This window comes from Mycobacterium sp. 3519A, from assembly GCF_900240945.1.
Lineage (GTDB): Bacteria > Actinomycetota > Actinomycetes > Mycobacteriales > Mycobacteriaceae > Mycobacterium.
In genome coordinates, this window is sequence record NZ_OESG01000013.1 from 297,365 (window position 1) to 322,372 (window position 25,008).

Genomic DNA, 25,008 nt, shown 5'->3' on the forward strand with positions numbered 1-25,008 from the left:
TCATGACGCTAGAACAGGCCGCGATTCCAACGTTCGCAAACCATCAAACGTTCCACCCCCGATTCGGGTGGATCAAGAAGGGCTACGACGCCGCCGCGAGTAACCCGAACATCTTCAACGAAAAGACTGCGCCCGTCGACCTTGGGGTCGGCAAGAACATGGTCGAAGCGATCCGATTCTGGGCGCTCGCAACGAAAGTGGTAACGCGGCGGCCGCATCCTGATCGCCCCCGAGTCTCGGTATACACCCCCACCCGCATCGGTCGGGCACTTCTGGACGACCGACGTGGACTAGACCCCTACCTAGAAGACACCGCGACCCTCTGGATGCTGCACTGGCATGCCGTCTCAGAGCGGTCGGTACTTCCAGTCTGGCGCCTCGCATTCAACGACTTTGGGGCAGTTGAGTTCACTGACGACGAGCTTCTTCAGTACTGCCTCGACGAGATCGCCGCCACCACTTGGTCGCAGCCAATGAAGAGCAGTGTCGAAAAGGACGTCGACTGCCTACTTCGGATGTATTCGCGGCGCGACGCTCAGCGCCGGCAAACGCTCGATGAACTTCTCGACTCACCGTTTCGCGAGCTTGGGCTGATACAGCCTTCCCAGGGAGCGAAGAAGAATACATATCGAATCATTCGGGGCCGTAAACCGACCTTGCCTGCGGCGGCCATTACCTATGCCTGCCTGGACTATTTGAGTAGAGCCGCTGATGGTAGTCAGACGATTACGCTCGCGCGCCTTGCCGCGGACCCCGGTGCGCCCGGGCGGATAATGAAGATTGGTGAGCAGGATATCGCAGACGCGATTGAGGAGTCGTCCATCGTTGTCGGCCACTTGCGGCTCGTTAGACCTGCAGGCTCGCGACAATTGGCAATCAGCGCGCCTCCGGGTGATGTTGCGTTCGAACTGATCGCCGCAAGGCATGCGCAGCGTGAACCCGACCTACTCGGGTTAAGCGACTTCGCGCTTGTTGGGCCTGATGCGACAACAGCAGTCAAGTCTGACTCGGAGATCGAGCGTGCCCTGCGGAAGGTGGAACGTGCCCAAGCCCGAATAGGTGGGGATGCAGCATGACTGACACACTGGCCAAACACGTTGAGCCGTCCGGAAGGTTCAGTCGATCCGCCAATGTTGAGCGTGATCACGGCACCGAGGCAATCGACGGATACATGCCTACCGGTCGTGCTCTCGATGTAATCGCGCGCATCGGACGTGGATTAGCAGATCCGGCGTCAGGTAGGACGTTTTCGCTTACCGGGCCACATGGTGGCGGGAAGTCGTCGCTCGCCGTCTTCCTCGACGGCCTTCTATCCGGCTCCTCGACAGCGGAATTCAAACGCGCACATGAAATCTTGAAGGCTATCGATCCGGCAATCGACGCGGAGCTAATGGGAGGAATGCGATCGGTAAAGGCGGGTCGTTCTGGGTTCGTTCGAGCTTTCGCGACGGCACGAAACGAACCAGTCGCTGAAACCATCGCACGGGCGTTGCATGGCGGGATGTCTAAGTCGGGTGCCGGCTCTGGGCTCGTGCCGGCCGGCTTCGCGTCGAAGAAGCGAAAGAGTTCAGCAGCCGAGATTAGGTCGTGTGTTCGAGAGATCACGCGCGAACATCCCCTTCTCCTTATCATCGATGAGTTTGGCAAGAACCTCGAGTACTTCGCTGGGACAGGAGCCGACGGGGACCCGTTCCTGCTTCAAGAACTCGCCGAGATGACGCAAGGCACTGACGCGGTGCCAATGGTCGTTATCACCATGCAGCACCTGTCATTCGACGAATATGTACAGGGCAGCTCGACTGCACGGCGACGCGAATGGTCTAAGGTCCAAGGGCGGTTCCAGGACATTCCCTACACCGAGACACCCGCGCAGTCACGCCGGCTGATCGCATCCGCGCTTCGCCAGGACAAGCACCTACAGCGGGCGGCCAAAGAGTGGCTTCGTGACCATCGAGTAAGGTTGGAGGAGCACGGATTACGCGATATTGCCGACGACGCCGCCGAAGCAATTCCGCTACATCCGCTGGCACTCGCAGTGCTTCCCGACCTTTGCAGCCGCTACGGCCAAAACGAACGCACGCTGTTCTCTTTCCTCACAGGCACTGAACCGTCAGCGTTACCGCAGTTCCTCGCGCAGACTGGCTGGGACGGGACTTCGACGATCCCCATGGTGGGGCTCGATCTTCTGTACGATTACTTTCTCGAGTCTTCAGGCAGCATGATTGGTGTTGCCGATGGCGCGAGTCGCTGGATCGAAATTGAAACCCGGATCCGTGACACTGCCGGCCTCAAAGATATTCAAGTCAAGGCGCTGAAGACGATTGGCCTTTTGAATTTGGTCTCTAGTGGCGGACGAGTGAGGGCGTCGCGATCACTCCTCACCCTGGCTCTCGAATCAGCTTGTCATACCAGCGAGGTTATCAACGAGGTGCTCGAGTCGCTCGTCGATGCGGGGCTCATCACCTACAGGGCTTTCTCAGATGAGTATCGGATCTGGCAAGGTTCTGACTACAACTTGCGTCAGGTTATCGAGAATTCAAGGCACGGATACGAAGGAACAGCTCTAGTCGACCTCCTACGCGATGCGGTCAAGCTTGAGCCGCTGGTGGCTGGTCGCCACAGTCAGCGAACCGGCGTTCTGCGGGTCTTCGCAAGGGAATTCAGCGACGGATGTGCTGAGGGGCTGGCTGGGCTTGACCCTTCCTGGGACGGAATAGTGCGTCTTGCAACGAATCCCAAGCTTGACTCAAAAGCTGCCCCGAGCCCCGCTGACGCGCGACCAGCAGTATACGTGGTGCCAAGAAGTGTTTCCGCCGTACGCGAAGCTGCAATCGAAGCTGCAGCGCTCACGTCGGCATTGAAAAGCGCAGAAGGTGAAGGCGCTGATTGGGTTGCGCTGAGTGAGTTGGTGGAACGCGCGTCCGACGCGCAACAGCGGCTCCAGTCGGTGATCGGTGACACGTGGAGCGCGGACGCGGGATGGTTCGTCGCCGGTACAAACGCTCCGCTCGACGCCCGCCAGGGGATATCCGCCACGTTGTCCGATGTAGCGGATCTCGCTTATCCCGATACGCCGCGAGTTGCAAACGAAATGATTGCTCGTCGCGAGCTTACTAGCCAGGGAGCAAAAGCTCGACGGTTTCTCATCGATGCTCTTCTCGCACATAAAGACTCCGAAGCTTTCGGGATCGAAGGTTATGGGCCTGATCGCGCGATGTACGAAGCGATCTTCCGTAAGACTGGGCTTCACAGGGAGACCGCTGACGGCGTCTGGGCACTCCACTCTCCATCTGATCGCAGTTGGAAACCGGTCTGGGCACGAATCAACTCCGAATTCGATAGTGCCGTCGAAGCGCGCCTGAGCTTGGCTGAAATTGGTGCGCGGTTGACCCTTCCTCCACTAGGTCTCAAGGACGGGATCATTCCGTTGCTTTTGATCGCGGGGCTCGTAGCTAGGAGCGACGAGGTTGCGCTATACGAACACGGCAGTCTCGTCCTATCGATCGATGACGCTGTCGCCGAACGGCTTACGAAGAATCTCACCCACTTCTCGATCAAGAACACGCAGACGCGGACGGGTAAGCGATCAGCCGTTATCAATAGCCTCGTGTCACGTCTCGGGATCCGGAAGCCGGAAGGTACACCCCCGACATTCTTGAACGTGGCGACTGCCCTTTACCGCGAGCTTAGGACGTTGCCCCCGTACACGCAGAGGACCAGGCGGGATTTGTCCCCTGAGGCTCTCGCGGTTAGAGAAGCGTTTCATCAGGCGACGGAGCCGGACGTCCTCCTCTTCGAGGCTCTTCCCCGCGTGTTCGGGCTAGCGCCGTTTACCGGACGCAATCGGGCAGAGTCTCAAGCCGCGGACCAATTCGCTGATCGGCTTGCAGACACGATCACTGAACTTCGCAATGCCTATCCACGGTTGCTTGCCATCGTTCAAGAACAACTTGCCCAAGCCACATCGTCCGCAGGACGACTTACAGAACTTCGGCAGGCTCTGGCCGCCGACGCGACACGGCTTGAGGGTCATGTCTTGGAACCACGGCTTAAGGCCTTCGTGGGAGCTTTGGCTCGTCCGCTTGATGATCAGCCTTGGTTGGAGAATGTCGCCATGGTGATAAGCGAGGGCCAGGCCCCTCGCGTGTGGAGCGACGACATCGCCGACCGCTTCCCGCTGAGAATTGCGGAATTGGGCGGCGCGCTGCGGCGGACGTCGGCCTTGCTACATGACCGTCTCGCCGCGAACCTTAATGAGGGCTATTCGTCGAGCCGCATGACGCTTACGCGTCCTGACGGCACTGAGTCGATTGAGCTTCTGGCGCTGACCAAGCAGCAGAAGATCGCGATTGATCCACATTTCGACCGGATCGTGTCCGCTCTGATGAAGAGTGGGGGCTCGCGGTCGGCGGCTTGTCGGATGCTGATGGCAAGGTTGGCCGCGGAATATGACGTTGCGGACTCAGCCGCAGCGGAAGGCACCAGCGGGGAGGAGCGACGACATGGCTGACGCTATCCGTCACATCTGCGGAATCAGCGGAGGGAAGGACTCCAGCGCCTTGGCCGTGTACATGCGCGATCGAATCCCGCAGATGGAGTACTTCTTTTGCGATACCGGAGCCGAGCTACCCGAAACCTACGAATACCTCGACCGCCTTGAGACCGCTCTAGGTAAACCGATAGCTCGGCTCAACGCTCGGAAAGGGTTCGATCACTGGTTTGACGTGTACCGGGGGACACTGCCATCTCCACAGATGCGCTGGTGCACAAAAAAGATGAAGATCGAACCCCTCGAAGAGTGGATCGGTGACGATCAAGCCGTCTCCTACGTCGCTATCAGGGCCGACGAGTCAGGTCGCAAGGGCTACGTGAGCACTAAGCCGAATATCCGCACGGTGTTGCCGTTCGTCGAAGACGACGTCGACCACGATGGCGTTCTCCGCATTCTGGAGGACGCAGGCATCGGGCTGCCCAAGTATTACGAATGGCGAACTCGATCCGGGTGCTATTTCTGCTTCTACCAGCGGAAAGCCGAGTGGGTTGGGCTCGCGGACAAACATCCGGACCTCTTCCAGCGCGCCATCGCCATCGAAGCGAAGGTCCGCCAGGACGCCGGCGCGGACGGTGATGCCTCGTTCGGCGAATATGCGATGAAGGGCCGTCAGTACACCTGGTCTGGCGGTGAGTCGCTGCCGGACCTCGTAGCGCGGCGGGAAGAGATCCTCGCGCGCCATGAGGAGGCGCAGCAGCAGGCGAAGAAGCGCAAGAAGAATAGACCGGTATGGGAAGTCCTCGGCGACGCGCTCGACGACGACGACGACTCAATGCAGTGTTCGGTATGTGCTTTGTGACGCGCGCCCGCAGTAGTGCCGTCGATGTCCCTGCAGGGAGTGACATCTAATCCCTAAAGTTTGCTGTAGTTGACGTAATCTTCGGACAGGCTCTGAGAGCTTCGGCATAGTTGCCTTTGCATTCGAACCAGCAGGGTGGGGATCTTGAGAGTTTCCGACGTATCAGAAAATGGATGTGTTTGCTGTCGCGGCAGGTGCCAGCAGCCGCCGACATATGTGTTCGCGCATGATCACATTTGATGACCTCATCCGCCGCGCGTCCGACCAGCTCCTACAACAGATGGTAGGTCGCGAGACTGTCCGCCTATTGGTAGGTATGGACGCCTCACTTGCTCGGCCGGAACGCCTCAGCGAGATCGCCTTAGGACTTCGCTCGCCCGCGGATATGCTCCTCGACCCGCCTCTCAGAACTGAGCTGCTCCTGTTATTGCCTCCTGCGTACGCCGAAATGCTGAGAGATCGACTCAACCTCGCCGGTGATCCGTACGAAGCGTTGACCTCGATGTCCGTTCGCCGGGGAACCGCACGATCGGCAGCGTTGCTTGACTTCTTCAGCGTCAGGGAGGACTCGGAAGAACGCTCGCTTCCGCCCTCGCACGAAACCGTGCAGCCGGCCCACGCGTTATTCGCGCATCAGAGGCTTGCAGCCAAGAGGGTCCTCGATGGCCTAAACGGTGAGCCTCACAGAGTGATGCTTCACATGCCGACCGGGTCCGGGAAAACGCGGACCGCGATGGCTGTGATCGCGGAACTATTGAACCAATGCGAACCCCGACTCCTGGTCTGGTTGGCACATTCCGAGGAGCTGTGTGAGCAGGCGGTCGAGGAGTTCACCCGCGCCTGGAAATCTCTTGGCAACCGACCCGTCGACGTCCAACGTTGGTGGGGGCCACATGAATTGACGATCCCGATAGTCCGGGACGGGATTATCATAGCTGGTCTGCGGAAGGCCTACTCGTCGGCACGAAAGTCTTTAGCGGAGATTGGGGCAATAGCTGGAAACGTCGGCCTTGTCGTGATGGATGAAGCACATCAGGCAGTGGCGCCGACCTACAAGCTGATTCTTGACGTGTTGACTGAATCTGGGAGCTTGACACCGCTGCTCGGGCTCACTGCCACACCGGGCAGGACTTGGAATGACATAGATGAAGATCAGCGGTTGGCTGATTTCTTCTATCGGCGCAAGGTGTCGCTTGAAGTCGAGGGATACGACAACCCCGTGCGGTTTCTCATCGACGAGGGTTATCTCGCCGACACGGACTTCGTTCGGCTCGAATACACATCACGTGATGCGCTAACCGCGCAAGAGATACAAGAGCTTGAGGATGCGCTAGATATCCCGCAATCCATCATCAACTCACTCGCGGCCGACGAGCAGCGCAACATGCTGATCCTCAGCCGAACGGAAACAATGTCTCGACGACACAACAGACTAATTGTCTTCGCCGCGACCAAGAATCACGCAGTCGTCCTCGCGGCAGTTCTACGAGCGCGGGGTTACTGGGCGTATGCCGTAACAGGTGAAACCCCAAGCGGCGACCGCTCAAGGATCATTTCCACCTATCGGACGGCGAGCGACGAACCTCGCATTCTTGTGAATTTTGGTGTGTTGACTACGGGTTTCGACGCACCGCAGACGAGCGCCACCATCATCGCTAGGCCGACTAAGAGTCTGGTGCTATTCAGTCAGATGGTTGGTCGAGCGACCAGAGGTGTTCGAGCTGGTGGCAACAAGTCAGCCGAGGTAGCGACTGTCGTCGACACTCGGCTTCCGGGATTCTGCGATATGGCTGATGCTTTCAGGAATTGGGAGGATGTCTGGTGACTAGCACTGTCAACGATTTCGATATTGTTCCGACCTCGCTTGCCGTTAAGGCTATGCGAGACAACGGATATAAGAACGCTGCTTATGCAATAGCCGAGCTAATGGACAACTCGATCCAGGCTGGCGCCAAGACTGTCCAACTATTATGCGCCGATCGAGAGTTGCAAGTCGAGCAGCGAACGCGGAGACGCCTCAACGAGGTAGCGGTTCTTGACGACGGCTCCGGCATGGATGCAGACACTCTTCGTATCGCGCTTCAGTTCGGCAATGGCACCCATCTCGAAGCGGATCAGCAGAAAGGCATGGGACGCTTCGGAATGGGATTGCCTAGCGCGTCGATATCTCAGTGCCAACGTGTCGATGTGTGGAGCTGGACGAACGGAATCGATAGTGTCCTGCATAGCTACATCGACTTACCGGACATCAACGCCGGCCGCATGCGGCAGCTACCCGAACCTCAAAGAAAGCCAATTCCGGAGAACTGGAGGACCGCCGCCGGTCGTGGAGCCTTCAATGAGTCCGGAACGCTTGTCGTATGGAGCAACATCGACCGTGTGCTTTGGCGGACATCGAAAGCCTTGATCGACAATTCTGAGGAGCTCATCGGTCGGATGTACCGATACTGGATTGACGATGGTCGCGTCGACATCGTGCTCAAGAGCTTCCTTGACGAAGACCCGGGGAAGATTCTGACTGAGCGACAGGCGAAGCCAAATGATCCGCTCTACTTGATGTCGCGCACTAGCTGTCCCGCCCCATTCGACGACAAACCGATGTTCAGGCCTTTCCCATCACCGGGTAAAAATGAGATACCGATAACAGTCCGCTTCCGCGGCGAAGAACACGTTGTGAAAATAAAGCTCGCAATCGCGTTAGAGGAAGCTCGAGACAGCGCCGGTGGACAGTCCGGCGGTAGCCGACCACACGGACAACATGCGGCGAGAAACCTGGGTGTCTCTGTCGTGCGCGCCGGTCGAGAGCTGGAATTGGATCCTGCATGGGCAACGACGTATGACCCTCGCGAAAGGTGGTGGGGCGTCGAAATTTCGTTCGAGCCAGGTCTCGACGAGCTGTTCGGAGTGTCGAACAACAAGCAATCGGCTCGCAATTTGGCCGAGGCGGCGAAGGTGGACACAAATGCGATCATCAAGGACCACGGCGGATCTCTGACCGCGGCGCGCGCGGCCTTGAGAGAGGAGGAGGACCCGCTGGAGCCGCTTCTTGAGATAGTCAACCGTGTCCAGACGAACATCCGCCAAATGCGAAGCATGATTCAAACGCAGGCGGAGGGAACGCGTCGCCGTACCAGGCATGCAGAGAGCGTAGAGGAGAAAGCGACTGACGCCGTTCGGAAACGACAGGAGGAAGGCCATCGCGGGCGAAGCGATGCGGATGAGAGCAAGTCGGTTGAAGAACGCAAAGCCGATGTCGCGCAACAGCTTGAGTACCAGGGTCACTCTCGTGAATCGGCTGAGGAGCTAGCCGCCGAGACGATCGACAAAGGCCTGAAGTACCGCATCGATGTCGCATCATTAGAAGGGGGAGCCTTCTTCTCAGTGCAACCGAGGGGCGGTGTTCTTCTCGTCACGCTCAACACCGATCACCCCGCATACGATCTCCTCCTCGGTGCGCGAGAACCGAAGGATCTGCCTGAAGATCCCGAGAAGCTAAAGGAAAAGCTAGTTTCGGCACAGTCAGGGCTCGAGATGATGCTCTTCGCATGGGCCCGCTACGAGGACGAGCAACAAGGGGATCGACTTCGGGCTACTCAGAACGTGAGACATGATTGGGGCCGAATGGCAGAAGCGTTCCTTTCTAGTCGCATGTAGGCGGGAAATGACTACACCGGAAGACATCACGCGAGTGCTTACACAAGCTTCCAAACCGCTCGCAGTTGCTGAAATCGCCGAGAAGACCGGTGGTGATGTCCGGGAGTGCGATGCCATCCTGTGGCAGAATCCAAGACACTTCGTGTGGCAACCAGGACATAAATGGACCGTCGCGAATCCCAAGTCGGTCTCACCGCGCGAAGAGATCGTTGATGCACCCGATGCGCGGACGCGCATGATCTCGGCGAACCTGCCTCGGGAATTACGGGCGATCACCTTGTCGAGCGGACTAAAGGTCAGCGTGAATCGGCGCCCCCTCGACTCGGACAGCTTCTTCTCCGTCCGATCGGCTGGCAGCACGATAACTCTCACGCTGAACTCGACTCACGAAGTATTTGCGAACCTACCTATGCCCTTTGAGACCGATCAGAACGAAACCGGTTTCAAGGAGCTCTGTGAGCTGCTATTGACCGCTTGGGCGCTCTACGAAGATGGAATACCGGGTGGGTCGACGAAACGTGCTATGGAGGACGCGCGCTTTCTGTGGGGTCGGCGGACGATCGAGATGCTGCGAGAGTCTTAATGACCGACCCGGGTACCGCGCTTCTGGAACTCGCCGCTGCTGCTGAGCGGAACTTCGTCATGTGTTCGCCCTTCGCAAAAGAACATGTTGTCGCACATGTGATTTCAGCCATTCCCGACGGCGTGGACATCGCCCTCTATACGCGTTGGCGTCCTGAAGAAATCGCAGCCGGCGTGTCGGACACGGCAGTCCTGTCCGTTTTGCAGCGGCGGGGCGGCGCCGTCTACCTGCATGACAGAATTCACGCGAAGTTTTATCGGAATGAGCACAGTGTCCTAGCCGGTTCCGCAAACCTCACCTCGACTGCACTCGGCTGGGCGGTGAACTCGAACCTGGAACTCTTGCTGGAGTGCCCCAGGGCAGCGATTCAAGAACTTGAGTCTCTGTTGGAGTTGGAGAGCATCCGTGCTACTGAAGCTCTGGCCGCCGAAGCCGATGAGATCGCACAGCTTCTTCCTAGAAATCCTCTTCCTCCTCCCAGGGTTGCTTCGGTACCGACCGACGAACCGTGGATTCCCCGACTTCGAATGCCCTCGGATCTATACCTGGCCTACAGCCGCGGCGCGTCACGTTTGAGCTCAACGTCGGCTGAGGAGGCGTCGGCTGACCTCGCCGCTTTAGACGTTCCGGTTGGTTTAGGTCGCGACCAGTTCTACGCCGTTGTTGCGCACCGATTAAGGGGCAAACCACTTATCAAGATGCTCGATGACTTTCTCACTCAGCCGCGGCGGTTTGGCGAGGTCCGGGAAAAACTCTGTAAGCCAATGGGTTTCGATCGCTCGGACGCCGACGCATCATGGCAGACGATCATGCGTTGGCTAATGGAGTTTCTACCGCACCGGTACACGCACCGCGTGTATAGGCACTCCGAAGTATTCGTGCTTACCGAAGGTGAGGGAGGCCCGGTCGCGTGAGCCGCATCTCTGTGTATCGGCAAATCACTGGAATTCTCGAAGCTAACTCCATGACATGGACGGAGACGTTCTCCGGCGGAATTTTTCTGCGATTCTCCAGTGCAGGCGTCTCAATTGAGCTTACGAACTGGGGATCGCAAACTCTGATTCAGATTAGCTCTCAGGTATTGGCCGAGGTTGGGGGCGAGACCGACATTGTTTTGGGGGAAGTTAACCGGCTAAATGAAGAATCACAGTTCGGCCGTTGGGTCTTCTACGTCAAGTCGCGAGCCATCGCTGTCGAGTACGATCTCCTCGGAGATCATCTGCAGGAGAATGAGCTGATGACCGCTCTCGCAGCCTTGGCTCGCGCGGCCGATTACCACGACGACCACCTCCAGAAACAGGTGGGCGGCCGACGCGCCTTCGAAGTGTGACGAACCATGGCGGATTGGGACAGTTCGAGACACAGGACCGCGATCGGTCGTGGCGATCTCTCGATGCCTGTGCGCCAGACCTTACGCGACGAGATCGTCGGCTCAGAATCTTCGGTCCTTGACTACGGGTGCGGACGCGGCCAAGACATGGCGCGGCTTCGCCAGATGGGAGTTAGTGCCGACGGGTGGGATCCGTTCTTCGCTCCCGACACTCGTCTCTCCGAGCGCGACGTCGTGCTGCTTACATACGTCCTGAACGTTATCGAGAACATAGCTGAGCGACGTGAAACGCTCGTCAAGGCTTGGGAACTCGCGCGGCGGGTCTTGGTCGTTTCAAGTCGGTTGAAGTGGGAGCTCAGTTCCGTCAACGGTGTCGACAAAGGCGATGGAATCGTCAGTAGTCGGAACACCTTTCAACACTTCTATAGTCCAAGTGAGCTTCGTGAGTACGTTGAGGAGGTCACCGGTCATCGATGTGTTTCGCCGCTTCCAGGCGTAGTTTATGTGTTCCGAAAAGACGAGGACCGGTTCGCCTATCTAGCTCGCGGAACCATCGCCGACTTCAAATGGGCTGAGAGCCAAGACTACGCTTCGGCTGTCGCTGAGATCATCTCGTTCACAGAGGAGCGAGGCCGACCACCTCTGTTCGAGGAGATCCCCCCTAATCTGCTGCCGCTGCTTGGGCGGGTATCACGCCGATCGATGTTAGAAGTGGTCAACAAGGGCGCATCAGCGGAGCGGGTTGCACAGGGATTTCGGCGATCTACGCTCGACACTCTCCTATACCTAGGCACGTCCATCTTCAACGGACGCGTTTCTCTGGGTGAACTTCCCCTCACAGTGCAGGCCGACATTAAGCACTGTTTTAAGAGCTACAGGGAAGCGTGCGCCCGGGCCGATCGCCTGCTGTCAAAGATCCGAGACGACCGCTACATCCGTGGCGCGATGCAGAACTCTCCAGGCAAGATGACCGCAACGGCACTATACGTACATAGGCGCGCGATGCCGAAATTGCCTGTGGTGCTGCGGCTTTACGAACATTGTGGTTTCGTAGCTGCGGGACGGCCCGATGAGTGGAATATCCTGAAGCTGGACCACCGTGGACGACGAGTGTCGTGGTCCTCTTATCCGGAATTCGACAATGACCCACACCCGACGTTGGACTGGACCTACGGCGTCGAGATGTCCTCGTTGAAAGCATCGTTTCAGCGATTCGGCGACAGGTCGAATAGGCCGCTACTGCATCGCAAGGAAGAGTTCCTTGATCCTGATGATCCGATGGTCGACAAGTACCGTCGCTTAACCGCCGCTGAAGTGCGTGCGGGCTTATACGAGAATCCGGCCGTCATTGGACTTGAAGAGGGCTGGAGTTCGGAACTTGCACGTTGCGGTGTGTCACTACGTGGCCATCGCGTTGTGAAGGTCCGCAAGTAAACGGCACGCCCGCCGCGCTGCACGAGCGGCGGATTCGAACTAGGTAAATCTATCAGCGTCAAGTTCGATCTTGGCCGGTGGGTTGGGCCGATACCCACAGATGTCTGACCCGCAGCCTTCGGATGGCCCTTTACGTGTGGGCATGACGGTGGAAGTGAGGGCTCGAGGCTGCCATGTGCTCAGCACCGCGGTCGTCGCCGGCGAATGGTACGCGTCGTCATTTCGCGTACCGCTGGTGCGTCCCGGCACTAGTACGACCTGCCTTCGATCGAACAAGTAGAGCTCCGCAGCGCTTCGGGTAGCGGCAGTCGTAGCGGTTTCCCGATTCGCCAGCGTGGGTAGCCTCGCGCCCTGTGCCAGGGTGGTCGTTCATCGATGTCCGAGTACGAGTGGAAGGCGTGGGACGCCCTCGTCTCAGACGTAACGAGGAGATCGGCGGAGAACGGCCGATTGGGCAAATTCACCGAAGAGGGACGACCGAGCTACGCAACGAAGCACCGTCGGTAATGTGGTTGTGCCACTTGACAAGGCACGGGAATGGATTCGTGACTACACCGATACCACAGCGCCGTCGCCGCGGCCCGGACGCCTACCCCGCGTCCGACAGGTACGGACAGAATCCGCAATGACCCACGAGTGCTCTCAGATGCCGACTTGCTCGCGCCGGGACTTCTGAATGTTCCCGTAAAGATCCGGTCCTACTACGATCTGCAGCGGATCCGCCCTCAGCTGGAATCCGCTCTGGCCACTAGCGACCTGCAGTTTGCATCGGCCTGAAGTCGGACGACTCAGTCCGTATTGCGGCAATGGTTCAGCCCCTGTACACGGTTCTTGGCGACTCACCTCAAGCCGCGGAATGTCAACGCCACGACGCTGATCAAAATCTTGCCGCGTAAGCGCCCGCAATCCCTAGTCCTACACGATAGGTGGGTTAATGAGTGCAGCGTACATGCGGATGGTCCGATTCATCCTGCCAAGATCGGTCATGGGCGGACTACATGACTGCTATCACCGTTGCGATTGGCAACGACATTCGGAGTCAACGTTTCGCGTTCGACGCGCTCGATGAAGCCACAAGCGCACCTGGGTCTCTGTCCCACGTTCGACTACTTGACATCGTTGCGTGGACTTCCCGAGGCGGAGCGCGAAGTGCCAAAACCGGCTATTGAGACCGTTTTCGAGGGCGGGCGTAGAGATCGTGAATCTTTGCGACTTGGCTCGACCAGAACATCAGCTTGTCGTCGGATGTAGCGACATTTGAGAGTAGCCCGAGCTGAACCGCCAGGTTATAGAAGCCGGGTCCGGCATCGTTCCTGTCGATATACGCCACTATGGCTGAAAGCATGATGCCGGTGTCACCGATGGTGCGCTCCACAACATCGCCGAGCACTGCGCCAACAGCGTTGCGGTCGCTAGGCATCGAGAAATCGAAGGGCCGATGGCCGGCTTCAGCCAATGCATTGCTGACCTCGGAGTAGCTCGTAATCAGACGCGCACGGGACTTCTCCTCTAAGAAAGCTTGGGTGGTAACGACGATGGCGTCCCACTCGTCGTCGCTTCGATCAAACATGTTTCAGATCCTCACGATCAAAGGGTCTGGGCACGCCGAGCGGGCTAATCCGGAAGTTCACGCCGTTATCGGTTCTGCCGGGAAGACTAGAACTGAACCGTTCGCGTTTTTCTCGATTTCGATCGCCACGTCAGGTTGATAGCCAGAATCGTTGACCTCGTCGCCCAGCGCACGAAGCCGGTAGGACGCGCGCAACAGATCGTCAACTTCGCCTTGCGTAAACATGACGCTTCGAATTCCGCCGTATCGCTTCAACTCCAGCGTTGATAGATGCCGGAGGACCGTTGTGATCCCGGATTCGAGCTCGTTTACTCGCTTCTCGTCTTCCTTCAAGGTCTCAATGAACCTCTTAAAGGGGTGGTTGGCTCCCTCAAGCTGTGCATGTTCCACGGCCTGCAATACGAGTACCCGCCTCTTAAGCGCAATCGCGAGCTTCGCGAGCTCAAGATGCGCTCGAAACTCTCCGCCAGTCTCCTCTGTAACACCGGGGAATGACTTCAGAACTGTCGCGAGTTCGGCTCGTGCGGGCATCTCAGACAAGCCTTGCTGCCACTTCCCAAGTCGGCGGATCGCCCGCTCGACGGCAACGTTGATCGCGTAGACAGTCGCATCGAGGCCGAGTGATGCGCCGACGCGTCCTTGGTCGAGGAGAATCGCTGTCGCCTTGGTAATTGCATCGCGGCACCCATCGAGCTGACTGCGCTCCTCGTCGAGCTTGTCCTCGTGCAGCTTCTCGAGTAATCCCGTGATGCGTTCAAGAGCTTGCTCGCGTCTATGATCGGCATACGCACTGGCGCCCGCCGCGACGGCCATTAACATTAGCGGCGCGGCAATGGTTAAGGCTCCGGCGCCGACTGCTGCGGCACCAGCGCTCGTCGCTGACCCAGCAACCGGCACGAACGTCGCCTGGGCAGCAATCCGGCCCCAGTTAACGAGCGCCCCGTGTACGCCACCGGCCGCGGCTTTCGACAACATAGGCTGCATCAGCCCCTTACCGACCTGAGCGGCGACCTTCGCGGGGACCACCATGCGATACAGCACTTCACCGGAAGCAGCGACATTCGCCACTGCAGACGATGACTTCGCTGACTGAGACATCAGCAGCGATAGGTTTTGGGCAAGGGGACTGGCTGCATCCAGCGGAATGCCGCCTGCCCGATTGCGTTTGGTGGATAGCGGGTGCGCTTCTAGAGTCGCAATGGGAGTGTCCGCGAGGGTAGCTAGAACCGTCCTAAGCTCGGCCAAGCGTTCCGGTGTCATGTTGGCCCCACAGGTGACGTCGGGCAGGTCCACTTGCTCGGTGGCCAGGGTCCAGACGGGCACTATGGGTGCGTCTTCAGCGGTCATGATTCAGGATTTTCCCCTCCGTTGCACTCACCATAGGCGGCCCCAGGGACACGCGCCAGCAACTTCTATTAGGAACTACTTTCGTCGCCTGCGTCGGCTATCGTCCGCCCCATGGAGTTAGGGGTGTACGAGTCGCTGTTGACCCAGAAGCTTTCTAGGACTCTGACCGAAGTCGGTGGAATCCATCCGGAGTACCAGAGCGTCGACGATGCCGAGCAGCCGATCGCAGTCGCGCGGCATCTCGCTCCGATCATCGAACGCTCGATGCGGCTGGCGCGAACCGCTGATGACAGAGCAGAGCTGACCCGGCGGATTCTCGCCGTCCTGCCAGACATCGACAACGACGACGAGGCACTGGACTCGTACGAACCGGGCAAGATGACTCGCCTCGAGGAAGTACGGAGGGCCGGGGAGCTCGGCACGTCCCGGCTGCCTCGGCCGGCCACGCCCTTCTCTGATGCGGCGCTGATGACGAACGCCCGCAATGAGCCGACTCTGGCAGCCGAGCTGCGCGCCGAGATGGGCAGTGCCGACGAAGTGGATCTCCTCTGCGCTTTCGTTAAGTGGCAAGGACTTCGCCTCCTCGAAGGCCAACTCGAGGAGTTACATCGACGCGGCATCCCGCTGCGTGTGATTACAACCCACTATCTAGGTGCTACAGACGCACGTGCTCTTGACGCTTTTGTTAATGAGTTCGGTGCCGACGTCAGGGTCAACTATGAGACCGATCGCACGCGTCTACACGCCAAAGCATGGCTTCTGCGCCGCAAGACCGGTTTTCACACTGCATACGTAGGTTCCAGCAACCTCTCCCACGCCGCGCTCGTAGACGGCCTTGAATGGAACGTGCGCCTCTCGGCAATCTCCACTCCGCATTTACTCGAGAAGTTCCGCGCGACGTTCGATTCCTATTGGGAGAATCGCGAATTCGAGCCCTACGATCCCAGCCGAGATGGCGAGCGGCTGCGTGCGGCGCTTCAAACTGCCTCGGGCAATCGCACCAGCGACTGCGTGACGATCACACTCTCTGGCTTGGAGGTACATCCAAAGCCGTACCAGGCAGAGATGCTTGAACAGCTCGATGCCGAGCGCACGATCCATGATCGGCATCGAAACCTTGTTGTCGCTGCGACGGGAACGGGTAAGACGGTGGTCGCGGCGCTCGACTACCGAAGTCTTACGCGGGATGTGCACAACCGCGACCTCAAGTTGCTATTTGTCGCTCACCGCAAGGAGATACTTCAACAATCGCGGCGTATGTATCAAGAGGTGCTCACCGACGCGACTTTCGGTGAGATGTTGATCGACGGACGGGAACCAGTCCACTGGCGCCACGTCTTCGCCAGTATTCAGTCCTTGTCCGCACGCCGACTCGCAGAGATTGAGCCGAAGCACTTCGATGTCGTCGTGATCGACGAATTTCATCACGCGGAGGCAGCGTCGTATCGGCGACTGCTCGATCACGTGCAGCCCGTCGAACTCCTCGGGCTGACCGCAACACCCGAACGTGCTGACGGCGTTGATGTTCGAGAGTTCTTTGGCGGGCGTGTCGCCGCAGAGCTGCGCCTGTGGGAGGCACTGGAGCAGAATTTACTCTGCCCATTTCACTACTTCGGCATTCACGATGGCACAGATCTCGAGTCGGTTCAGTGGAGGCGCGGTGGGTACGATCTCTCAGCGCTCAGCCAGGTCTACACCGGAAACGATGCGCGCACGCGGATAGTGCTGAAGAGCCTGAGGGACAAGTTGTCTGACGTCGAACAGATGCGAGCCTTTGGCTTCTGCGTAAGCGTCGAACACGCAAGGTATATGGCGCACCGGTTCGAAGAGGCCGGTATTCGCGCTCGCGCGGTCTCAGCCGAGACGTCGGCCCCCGACCGTCGCGACGCTTTGAACGCCTTGAGAAATCGTGAGATCAATGTTCTATTCGCTGTCGATCTCTTCAATGAAGGCCTCGATATCCCGGAGGTGGACACAGTTCTGTTTCTGCGTCCAACCGAAAGCGCGACCGTATTCCTCCAACAGTTGGGTCGCGGACTTCGACTCACCACAGGCAAGACTGTGTTAACGGCCCTCGATTTCGTCGGCCATCAGCGCCGCGAGTTCCGCTTCGATCAGCGATTTCGCGCGATGACCGGTGTAGGCGGAAAGGCGTTGCAGCACCAAGTTGAAGAAGGCTTTCCGTTCCTGCCCTCGGGCAGCCAGATTGTCCTCGACCGGGTTGCGCAAGATCTGGTGCTGCAGAACATTCGACAACAAGTTGCACCGAGGTGGGCGGCGCTCATATCAGAGGTCCGTGCGCATCCGGACGACCAACTGGCGTCCTACCTCGAGACCTCCGGGCGCAACCTAGAGGACATCCTGCGCAATAACCGATCGTGGACGACGTTGTGTCGCGAAGCGGGGAAACCCCGCAGCGAACCTGGACCGCGTGAAAACGCATTGGCGAAGCGGGTTCGTGCGTTGGCACACGTCGATGATCCAACGCGTTGGAGGGCTTACCGCGCGCTCCTGGACGGCGATCTAGACCCCCGCACTGAGGCCGAGAAGAGGCTGGCGAGGATGCTGTTTTACTCGATCTTTCCTGACGCAGGTGGATTCGACGATCTCTATGACGGATTGGAAGCCATCCGACATGAAGCGGTCGCTGAAGAAATGCGTCAGGTGATGGATATTGCGTTCGATAGCGCGAGGCGCACAACGTTCGGCTTGGGACAGTACGTCCCGGCACTTGCAGATGTGCCGCTGGAGCTCCACGCGAGTTACTCCCGCGAGGAGCTGCTTTCGGCACTTGACTTCGTCTCCTTGAGGCGCACGCCGAGCACTATGCGAGAGGGTGTCGCGTGGTGTGACGACGTTCAAGCTGATGCCTTCCTCATCACATTGAAGAAGTCCGATCGTGACTACTCACCCACCACGATGTACCGCGACTTCGCGATAAGTCCCGAACTGTTTCATTGGGAATCGCAGTCAACCACGTCGTCAGCGTCACCTACCGGGCAGCGTTACATCAATCATCGTCAGAACGGTTCGCACATACTGCTTTTCGTACGGGCCGCGAAGACGAATGCACTTGGCACGTGTCCGTACGTGTTTCTTGGACCCGCCTCCTATGTTTCACACGAAGGTGAGAAGCCGATGGCAGTTACATGGCGGCTGCACAAGCCCATGCCAACAGAGGTGTACCAGGCATCGACGGTGGCGGTTGCGTGAGCGAAGACGCCAATGCGGACATCCTCTTGATCACCTGCGTCAAGTCGAAGGGAGCTCGACCATGCGCGGCGAAGGATCTCTACACGTCGGCACTCTTCAAAAAGCAGCGCGCGTACGCGGAGAAGGCCGGCGTTCCGTGGTTCATCCTTTCGGCAGAGCACGGTCTAGTCGCGCCGGACGAATGGCTGGCGCCCTACGAGCGCTACCTAGCCGATACTCCGGCTTCGTACCGAGCAGCATGGGGTTCCTGGATCGCTGCCAGGCTGGAGTTGCTTGCTGGTCCCTTGCAAGACAAGGTCGTTGAGATCCACGCCGGGGCAACGTATATCGATGCGGTTCGGCCTGAACTGGAGAAATTAGGAGCCCGGCTGGTCGATCCATTACGAGGCCTGCAGATGGGACATCGCCTGGCCTGGTACGGCGACATCGCTATCGAACCAGCTTCGCAAGTCGACGCGGTTGATACGTGCGTGCAGGTGCTGCGTGACCCGTCCAAGGCCCTTTCACCAGAGGAGTTCACTGCCGCTGGCCGACCTGCATCTGATAAGCCCGGCTTATACAGCTGGTGGGTTGATCACAGCGGTGCGGACGCTCTGACTCGTGGCCTTGGATTAGAGGTCCAGCCCGGTCTGATCTACGCGGGTCTAGCTGGTGCCACGCGCTGGCCGAGCGGCATGCGATCAAACAACACGCTGTGGTTGCGCGTCATGACTATGCACCTCGGTGGGAATCACGAATTCTCAACGTTCCGTCGAACGCTCGGCGCAATCCTGGCCCACGCTCAAGGCTCGACGCATGTCGATGAGGATGCGCTTACGCAGTGGATGCACGCCCATCTACGGCTCGTAATTGTCCCTTACGACGACAGAGATGTGCTGGGGCGGCTCGAGCGCGATGTGCTGCTCGAACTTGACCCGCCACTGAATCTCCAGGGGATGCCTTCGACGCCTGTACGCCTGCGACTCAAGGAACTACGGCGAGCCATCACAACTTAGAACCAGGACGGCGGAAAGCTGACGTCGAGACGCTCGGTCTGCCTATAGCCTGACCACGTCGGCACGCCGGCCGGCTGACCGCGGTAGATACCGCGTGCGGCTGCGGCTACCCGGTCGTGCTGCGTCGGCCACTGCAAGGACGATGCCAGCTGCTCCAAGGCTTCTTGATCACGGTGCAGCACTTGATCAACGAATCGCACCGCAGGCAATGCGCCGCTCTTGTCGCCGTTGCACCGTGCGCATGCGAGCACCAGATTCGACAGTCCGTCGATGCCCACCAGCGACCACGGCAGCACGTGATCGATCGGGTTGTTCGCCGGCAGATGAGTACCGCAGTAAAAGCAATACGGCCCAAATTCTTCCTTGAACGGCTCGCGTACTGCCGTCAGCGCCGTGCGCTCCCGACCGAACAGGTGCCCAGCCACATCGGGTACCTCGGCATCGAGGAACTTGTTCATGCGGCGAACGTCTTCGACCCACATGATCTCCAGCGCAGGCTTCAGGAGACCGGCGAGGCGTGCCAGACCATGGGCGACTCCAGGCTTGAGTTCGATGGCATCTCCGTGCGCACGAAGTGTTGATTGCGAAACATGGTCGTGGAGAAACGAGTCGTCGTACAAGAACGAATCGCTGGTCGAGGAGCCGGGCAGCTTTTGCAGCCGATACAACGGTTGTTGGGCCAGGCAAAGTACCACCTCGTCGACCGCGCTCAGATATGCCGCAGGTGCACGCACCTGCGCGGAATCGACGGATCTGGCGGCTCGGCCCGAGGCCACTCGCAATGCGTTCGTGGCGATGAGGATTCGTGCCCGCGGCTGCGTCGATTGCCGTAGCTCGTGGCCATCGAAGGGGCGAACTTGGCGCCAATAGACCTCCAGCACCCGATGCGCGAGCTCGGGCAGGAGCACCGGCAGCGGGTCCTCGGGTCGCTGGGGGAGGTGCTCGATGCAGTGCTCGATGAGAGCCATCAGAGTCGCCAGCTTGTACGTCGCCGTCCGAAGGCCGGTCTCGAGAATCGCTACGACTCGCTGCCCGAGCAGTAGAGGGTCGAGGGCTTCACTGCCCATCGCAGACCTTGGGCCTCAGCGCTGACTGCACGATCGTATTATCGCGACTGATCGTCGTCGCCGGTAGCAATCTTGTGCGCGGTACTTGCCTGAGGAGCAAACTTCCAATCCGGGTGCCCGATGTCCGCCCGACGTTGTTCAATCGACATATGGCAGTCACAGATGAGTCCCTGTCGACGGGCGCCGATTCAACAGAAACATCCGTGCATGACGTCATCCTGGAGATGCTCGAGAACGATGCAGGGCTGAACGCCGAGGTCAAGGAAGCCGTGCTCGAGGCGCTCGCCGAGGTCGTCGGTGAGACGCAGGACGACACAGGCGCGCAGACTGCATCGACCTTTCTGACAAAGATCTCGGTCGTCGGATTCCGCGGTATCGGGCCCCAGGCCGAGCTTGATCTCTATCCCGCTCCGGGACTCATGGTCATCAGCGGACGCAATGGATCGGGCAAATCGAGTTTCGCCGAGGCGCTGGAGCTCGCCCTGACTGGAACCAGCTACCGTTGGCACGAGAAGAAGTCGACGCTTTGGACCGAATCCTGGCGGAACCTGCACCACACCAATCCGTGTGCCATTCGCGTCGGTTTCACCGCTGAGGGCCTCGGGTCTTTTACGGTCGGCGTGAACTGGGCAGACGAGGCCGAGCTCACTCACCGGACGACCTGGACGCAGACTGGTACTGACAAGCATGTCGACGGAACCGGCCATCTGGGGTGGTCACGGCCCCTCGAATTGTGGCGACCTGTGCTTTCCTACGACGAGCTGGGCCGGCTCTTTGACGGCGGTCCTTCGGCGCTGTATGACGCACTCGCGAAGCTACTTGGACTCGATTCCTTGGCTGAGGCCGAGAAAGGGCTTGCCACGCAACTGAAGTCAACCAAGCTCGCCCGCGAGAAAGCCGACGACGAACGCAAACGCCTCCTCGACGTGCTGTCCGATTCCGCCGATGAGCGTGCCCAGCAGGCCATCGTGCTGCTTCGTAAGAGGGGCGGCGCGTCGATGGACGACCTGCTGGCGCTCGCCACTGGGTCAGACGAGACCGGACTGCGGGTGACCGCGACGCTGCGAGCACTGACCCAGCTCGAGACTCCGACGATTGGCGCGATCGAAGCAGCCGCCTCGCGGTTACGCACTGCAATCCAAACCGTGGTCGAACGGGGCGGCGAACTCGTTGACGGCAGCCGTCAGCGCGTCGATCTCCTACAGGCCGCCCTTCGGTTCCACGAGCATGCTGGCGACCGCGACTGCCCTGTGTGCGGACAGGGCAGTCTGGACGACGACTGGGCCGCGCGCACCCGCGATGCCGTCGCTGCTTCTGAAGAGTCGCTTATGGAGTTCCGCACTGCGACAGGCGAACTCGACCAGGCGCGGTCCGCGGCCGTTGCTCTGATTGCCGCTCTCAAGACTGCAGATTGCATATCGGAAGTAGAGCTGTCCGGACTTGCGGGTTATAACGACGCCGTCGCTACGGCGCGACAGACTCCGGAGGATGACACGGCCCTGGCCGCTCACGTGGAGTCGACGCTCGTCGCGGCCGCCGTGTCAGCCGACACACTGCGCGCTCAAGCCGCCGAAGCCCTGACGTCGCGAGAGAGTGCTTGGGCGCCGCTCGCCGCCCAGCTCGGCGGCTGGGTGCCTATGGAGGAAGAAGCTCGAGTGCTCGACGCGACGGTGAAAACAATGACGGCGGCCAAGAAGTGGATGTCCGACCATGCCGGTCAGTTCCGAAATCTGCGGTTGGAACCCATTGCAGTACAAGCGCGAGAGATCTGGAGCCAGCTGCGTCAGGAGAGCAATGTCGATCTTGGGGAGATCACCCTGGAGGGCACGGCAACCCGTCGGCGAGCGACCCTGGGGGGATCGGTGGACGGGCAGCCCACCAAGGCGTTGTCGGTGATGAGCCAAGGGGAGAAGCATGCACTCGCGCTCGCGCTGTTTCTACCGCGTGCCACGGCTCCGGCCAGTCCGTTCCGATTCGTCGTTCTCGACGATCCGATTCAGGCAATGGACCCCGCCAAGATCGACGGGTTCGTCCAGGTGCTTTCCGGGATCGCCCGCACCCACCAGGTCATCGTGTTCTCTCACGATGATCGGTTGGCTTCAGTGATCAGGGAGACCGGTACGGACGCCAGACTCATCGAAGTGGTGCGGGAGTCAGGGTCCAAGGTGACGATCCGCGACAACGTCAACCCCGCGTTGCGGGCCGTGAATGACATCTTCGCGCTGATCAAGGACGACCGCCTGCCCGACGACATCAGAGCGAGGGTACTGCCGGGCCTGTGTCGCGTGGCAGTGGAATCGGCTGCGAAGCAAGCGTTTTACACGAAGCAGTCCATAGCAGGGCGACCTCGTGCGGATTCTGAGAACGCTTGGATGTCGGCTAAGAAGACGTTGTCGCGGCTGGCGCTTGCGGTACATGGCGACCCGAGTGCAGACCTCAAGGGCTGGCTCGACGGCAGACCTGAACGCCGGCCGACTCTGCGCCTGTGCAACGCGGTCCACGACGAAGCCCGCGGCGTCTCGATGAGGGAGGCGCGAGAGCTCGAGCGGACGGTGCAAGCGGTGTTGGCGTTGCGATGAGTGCTATCGAACTCCTGAGTCAGGCCCAGCGGATCCTGACTGCTCGCGGCACCGGCGGATCGTCGTCCCGTATGGCGGCGTTTCTCGCACGCCGCGCGCTGGAGGAGATCGTCGAGCAACGCTGCGTCAGCCTCGGAGCGTCGGCACCTCGGGCCACGACGCGCAGCAAGCTGTTGATTCTGCGGGCACTCGACACTGCGGGCGCAGCCAACCGCGCCGCCTTCGCGTGGAACCGGCTGAGCAATGCCTGCCATCTGCATGCATTCGAAATGCAGCCCTCAACAGCGGAAGTCGAGCAGTTGTGCGGTGTGGTTGCTGGACTACTGCCGTCTACAGGGATTTAGCCAACAATCAATCTATGACCGCTACGCCGTTGGAAGACATACATCTGCCGCCACAGGCCGTCGCCCAGCTGAGGGATACCGAAGCTGCGGAGTGGATCGATAATCACACCATCGAGGTCCGTCGCAGTTGGTGGACAACGACCCTTGAGGAGCATGGTTTCGATGACACCCTGGTCGGCGACACCATCAGCCGCGCGGAAATCTTTGCGCTTTCCGGGCCTGCTGCCGAGAGTCCCGATGCAGCCTTGACCCTGTTATGGAACTCGCTCGCGTGGGGTAGCGGCAGTAAGCGGCGAAAGAACCGTGCCCGAATCGCATCTGTCGCCCGAAATCGCGAAACCGCCACGGCATTACTGCAACAAGCAGCTCGTTGTAGCCGTCGCGACCCCGGCGAGGCATACAGTTTGTTGTATCCGGACAACCGCACAGCGATACGTCAACTGGGTCCAGCCTTCTTCACCAAGTACCTCTACTTCGCTGGTGGTGGTTCCTCCGACCACCAATGTTGCATCCTCGACGAGAACGTCGCCCTAGCGCTACAGAAGACATGCGGATGGCATTCGCTCCCTAGTCGGAGTTGGTTGGCGACCGCCTACGCGCGCTATGCGGTGCTCTTGGGGCGCTGGGTCAACGAGCACGAATTGGATCGGCCAGATGTCATCGAGCGATGGCTCTTCGAAGAGGGTAAGCGCTTGCGAATGACCGCATCCACGGTCAGCCCCAAGCCAGCCAGAATTGCTGACGCAGTTCCAGCGGTTGAGCCCGCAGAGCCTGACGGGACATGCTTCTGCGGTTGCGGTGAGGCGACAAGTGACGGCAAGTTCTTCGTGACGTCGCACGATCGCCGGGCCGAGTCTCGCGCAATCCGCGAGAGATTCGGCGACATTGCGACGTTCGTTGCTTGGTCGGAGAAGCACCTACCAAGGATCGGTGGTTAAGTGTTCATCAAGCGTGCAATCGCATGTCGAGGGAGTCTGGGCTACAGGCACTCGCCGTTGTGGACCATGAAGCACTTTTCGCACCGCTGCTCAGGCTTCTCCTGGCGCGGGTGGTCGTTTGCACCGAGGCGGACATTGCCTAGCGGGGTCAACTTGACGGACGGATCGAGCTGCTGCAGTTGAGTCAATCGGGTGATGGTGTGCTGACGAAGCTCAGGCGACCGCGGGTAGTTCAGTAGCTCCCGGTACAGCCCAGCCTGCATCTCGGCTTCCGATGGTGTCGCGAGCTCTCCAGCGAGCGAAAGACGCACGATTCTGCGCACTTCGGCGATCCTCTCGAGGTTCACTGGCTCACCGTCTGCCGCTGCTGCCGCGACCATCTCGGCGTCGGTGAGGTTCCTCTTCATACCGTTGAGGACCTTGGCGTAGCGGGTGCGCTGGTGACTAAGGAGAATCTGCTCGATCTCTGTACGGAATGGATACTGGTCGGCCATCACGTCCAGTATGCGGGCGCGGGCCTGGTCCCGGGGTCGAAGCAACGACACTATTGAACCGATTCTTCGTGCGCGTCAGTTTACGGTTCGCGTTGACTCCAGCTCGACT

At 59.5% G+C, this 25,008-nt stretch carries 18 protein-coding genes; 14 read left to right on the top strand and 4 right to left on the bottom strand.

Translation table 11 applies throughout. From position 1 onward, the window contains the following. Nucleotides 1-2: 2 nt before the first annotated feature. The 9 genes from C1A30_RS09330 (at nucleotide 3) to C1A30_RS09370 (ending at nucleotide 12,352) form a co-directional block, all read left to right on the top strand. A complete protein-coding gene (locus C1A30_RS09330; RefSeq protein ID WP_101947989.1) occupies nucleotides 3-1,076 on the top strand; it encodes a DUF4007 family protein in 1,074 nt (357 codons plus the stop codon). Further along, on the top strand, nucleotides 1,073-4,510 hold the full coding sequence (locus C1A30_RS09335; protein ID WP_101947990.1) for a hypothetical protein: 3,438 nt from the start codon (nucleotides 1,073-1,075) through the stop codon (nucleotides 4,508-4,510). The genes C1A30_RS09330 and C1A30_RS09335 overlap by 4 nt, the downstream gene beginning before the upstream one ends. Continuing rightward, entirely contained in the window at nucleotides 4,503-5,351 is an 849-nt protein-coding gene (locus C1A30_RS09340) for a phosphoadenosine phosphosulfate reductase family protein (protein WP_101950081.1), read from the top strand. Before C1A30_RS09335 ends, C1A30_RS09340 begins: the two co-directional genes overlap by 8 nt. Before the next feature lie 226 nt (nucleotides 5,352-5,577). Then, nucleotides 5,578-7,176 (top strand): DEAD/DEAH box helicase, encoded by a 1,599-nt coding sequence (locus C1A30_RS09345; protein ID WP_235009785.1) that lies wholly within the window; start codon nucleotides 5,578-5,580, stop codon nucleotides 7,174-7,176. Continuing rightward, the gene (locus C1A30_RS09350; protein WP_235009786.1) at nucleotides 7,173-9,005 is read left to right on the top strand and encodes an ATP-binding protein; all 1,833 of its coding nucleotides are present in this window, start codon (nucleotides 7,173-7,175) and stop codon (nucleotides 9,003-9,005) included. The genes C1A30_RS09345 and C1A30_RS09350 overlap by 4 nt, the downstream gene beginning before the upstream one ends. Before the next feature lie 7 nt (nucleotides 9,006-9,012). Next, nucleotides 9,013-9,588: a hypothetical protein gene (locus C1A30_RS35365; RefSeq protein ID WP_142392575.1), complete on the top strand. Its 576-nt coding sequence runs from the start codon at nucleotides 9,013-9,015 to the stop codon at nucleotides 9,586-9,588. Beyond that, complete coding sequence (locus C1A30_RS09360) at nucleotides 9,588-10,502, top strand: phospholipase D-like domain-containing protein (protein WP_101947993.1); 915 nt, start codon at nucleotides 9,588-9,590, stop codon at nucleotides 10,500-10,502. The genes C1A30_RS35365 and C1A30_RS09360 overlap by 1 nt, the downstream gene beginning before the upstream one ends. After that, entirely contained in the window at nucleotides 10,499-10,918 is a 420-nt protein-coding gene (locus C1A30_RS09365) for a YbjN domain-containing protein (protein WP_101947994.1), read from the top strand. The genes C1A30_RS09360 and C1A30_RS09365 overlap by 4 nt, the downstream gene beginning before the upstream one ends. 6 nt (nucleotides 10,919-10,924) lie before the next feature. Then, nucleotides 10,925-12,352, top strand: coding sequence for a DNA phosphorothioation-associated putative methyltransferase (locus C1A30_RS09370; protein ID WP_101947995.1), 1,428 nt, complete (start codon nucleotides 10,925-10,927; stop codon nucleotides 12,350-12,352). Nucleotides 12,353-13,514: 1,162 nt separating this feature from the next. On the opposite strand, the gene C1A30_RS35775 is transcribed toward C1A30_RS09370, so the two are convergent. Then, on the bottom strand, nucleotides 13,515-13,922 hold the full coding sequence (locus tag C1A30_RS35775) for a hypothetical protein (RefSeq protein ID WP_200828225.1): 408 nt from the start codon (nucleotides 13,920-13,922) through the stop codon (nucleotides 13,515-13,517). A 57-nt stretch (nucleotides 13,923-13,979) separates the two neighbouring features. After that, a complete protein-coding gene (locus C1A30_RS09380) occupies nucleotides 13,980-15,269 on the bottom strand; it encodes a hypothetical protein (RefSeq protein WP_101947996.1) in 1,290 nt (429 codons plus the stop codon). Nucleotides 15,270-15,380: 111 nt separating this feature from the next. Here C1A30_RS09380 and C1A30_RS09385 point away from each other — a divergent pair, with 111 nt between their 5' ends. Together C1A30_RS09385 and C1A30_RS09390 are read left to right on the top strand one after the other, a co-directional pair. Next, the gene (locus C1A30_RS09385; protein ID WP_101947997.1) at nucleotides 15,381-18,482 is read left to right on the top strand and encodes a DUF3427 domain-containing protein; all 3,102 of its coding nucleotides are present in this window, start codon (nucleotides 15,381-15,383) and stop codon (nucleotides 18,480-18,482) included. Beyond that, a complete protein-coding gene (locus C1A30_RS09390) occupies nucleotides 18,479-19,477 on the top strand; it encodes a DUF6884 domain-containing protein (RefSeq protein ID WP_101947998.1) in 999 nt (332 codons plus the stop codon). Before C1A30_RS09385 ends, C1A30_RS09390 begins: the two co-directional genes overlap by 4 nt. Here C1A30_RS09390 and C1A30_RS09395 read toward each other — a convergent pair. Next, on the bottom strand, nucleotides 19,474-20,544 hold the full coding sequence (locus C1A30_RS09395) for an HNH endonuclease (protein ID WP_101947999.1): 1,071 nt from the start codon (nucleotides 20,542-20,544) through the stop codon (nucleotides 19,474-19,476). The genes C1A30_RS09390 and C1A30_RS09395 overlap by 4 nt on opposite strands. Nucleotides 20,545-20,693: 149 nt before the next feature. Here C1A30_RS09395 and C1A30_RS09400 point away from each other — a divergent pair, with 149 nt between their 5' ends. From C1A30_RS09400 to C1A30_RS09410, 3 genes are read left to right on the top strand one after another with little or no spacing between them, the layout of a single operon-like run. Further along, the gene (locus C1A30_RS09400) at nucleotides 20,694-23,123 is read left to right on the top strand and encodes an AAA family ATPase (protein ID WP_101948000.1); all 2,430 of its coding nucleotides are present in this window, start codon (nucleotides 20,694-20,696) and stop codon (nucleotides 23,121-23,123) included. Then, nucleotides 23,120-23,467 (top strand): hypothetical protein, encoded by a 348-nt coding sequence (locus tag C1A30_RS09405; RefSeq protein WP_101948001.1) that lies wholly within the window; start codon nucleotides 23,120-23,122, stop codon nucleotides 23,465-23,467. Before C1A30_RS09400 ends, C1A30_RS09405 begins: the two co-directional genes overlap by 4 nt. Nucleotides 23,468-23,481: 14 nt before the next feature. Continuing rightward, entirely contained in the window at nucleotides 23,482-24,405 is a 924-nt protein-coding gene (locus tag C1A30_RS09410; RefSeq protein WP_235009787.1) for a hypothetical protein, read from the top strand. A gap of 41 nt (nucleotides 24,406-24,446) precedes the next feature. Here C1A30_RS09410 and C1A30_RS09415 read toward each other — a convergent pair whose 3' ends face one another. Then, on the bottom strand, nucleotides 24,447-24,899 hold the full coding sequence (locus tag C1A30_RS09415) for a hypothetical protein (RefSeq protein WP_101950084.1): 453 nt from the start codon (nucleotides 24,897-24,899) through the stop codon (nucleotides 24,447-24,449). Nucleotides 24,900-25,008 lie beyond the last annotated feature (109 nt).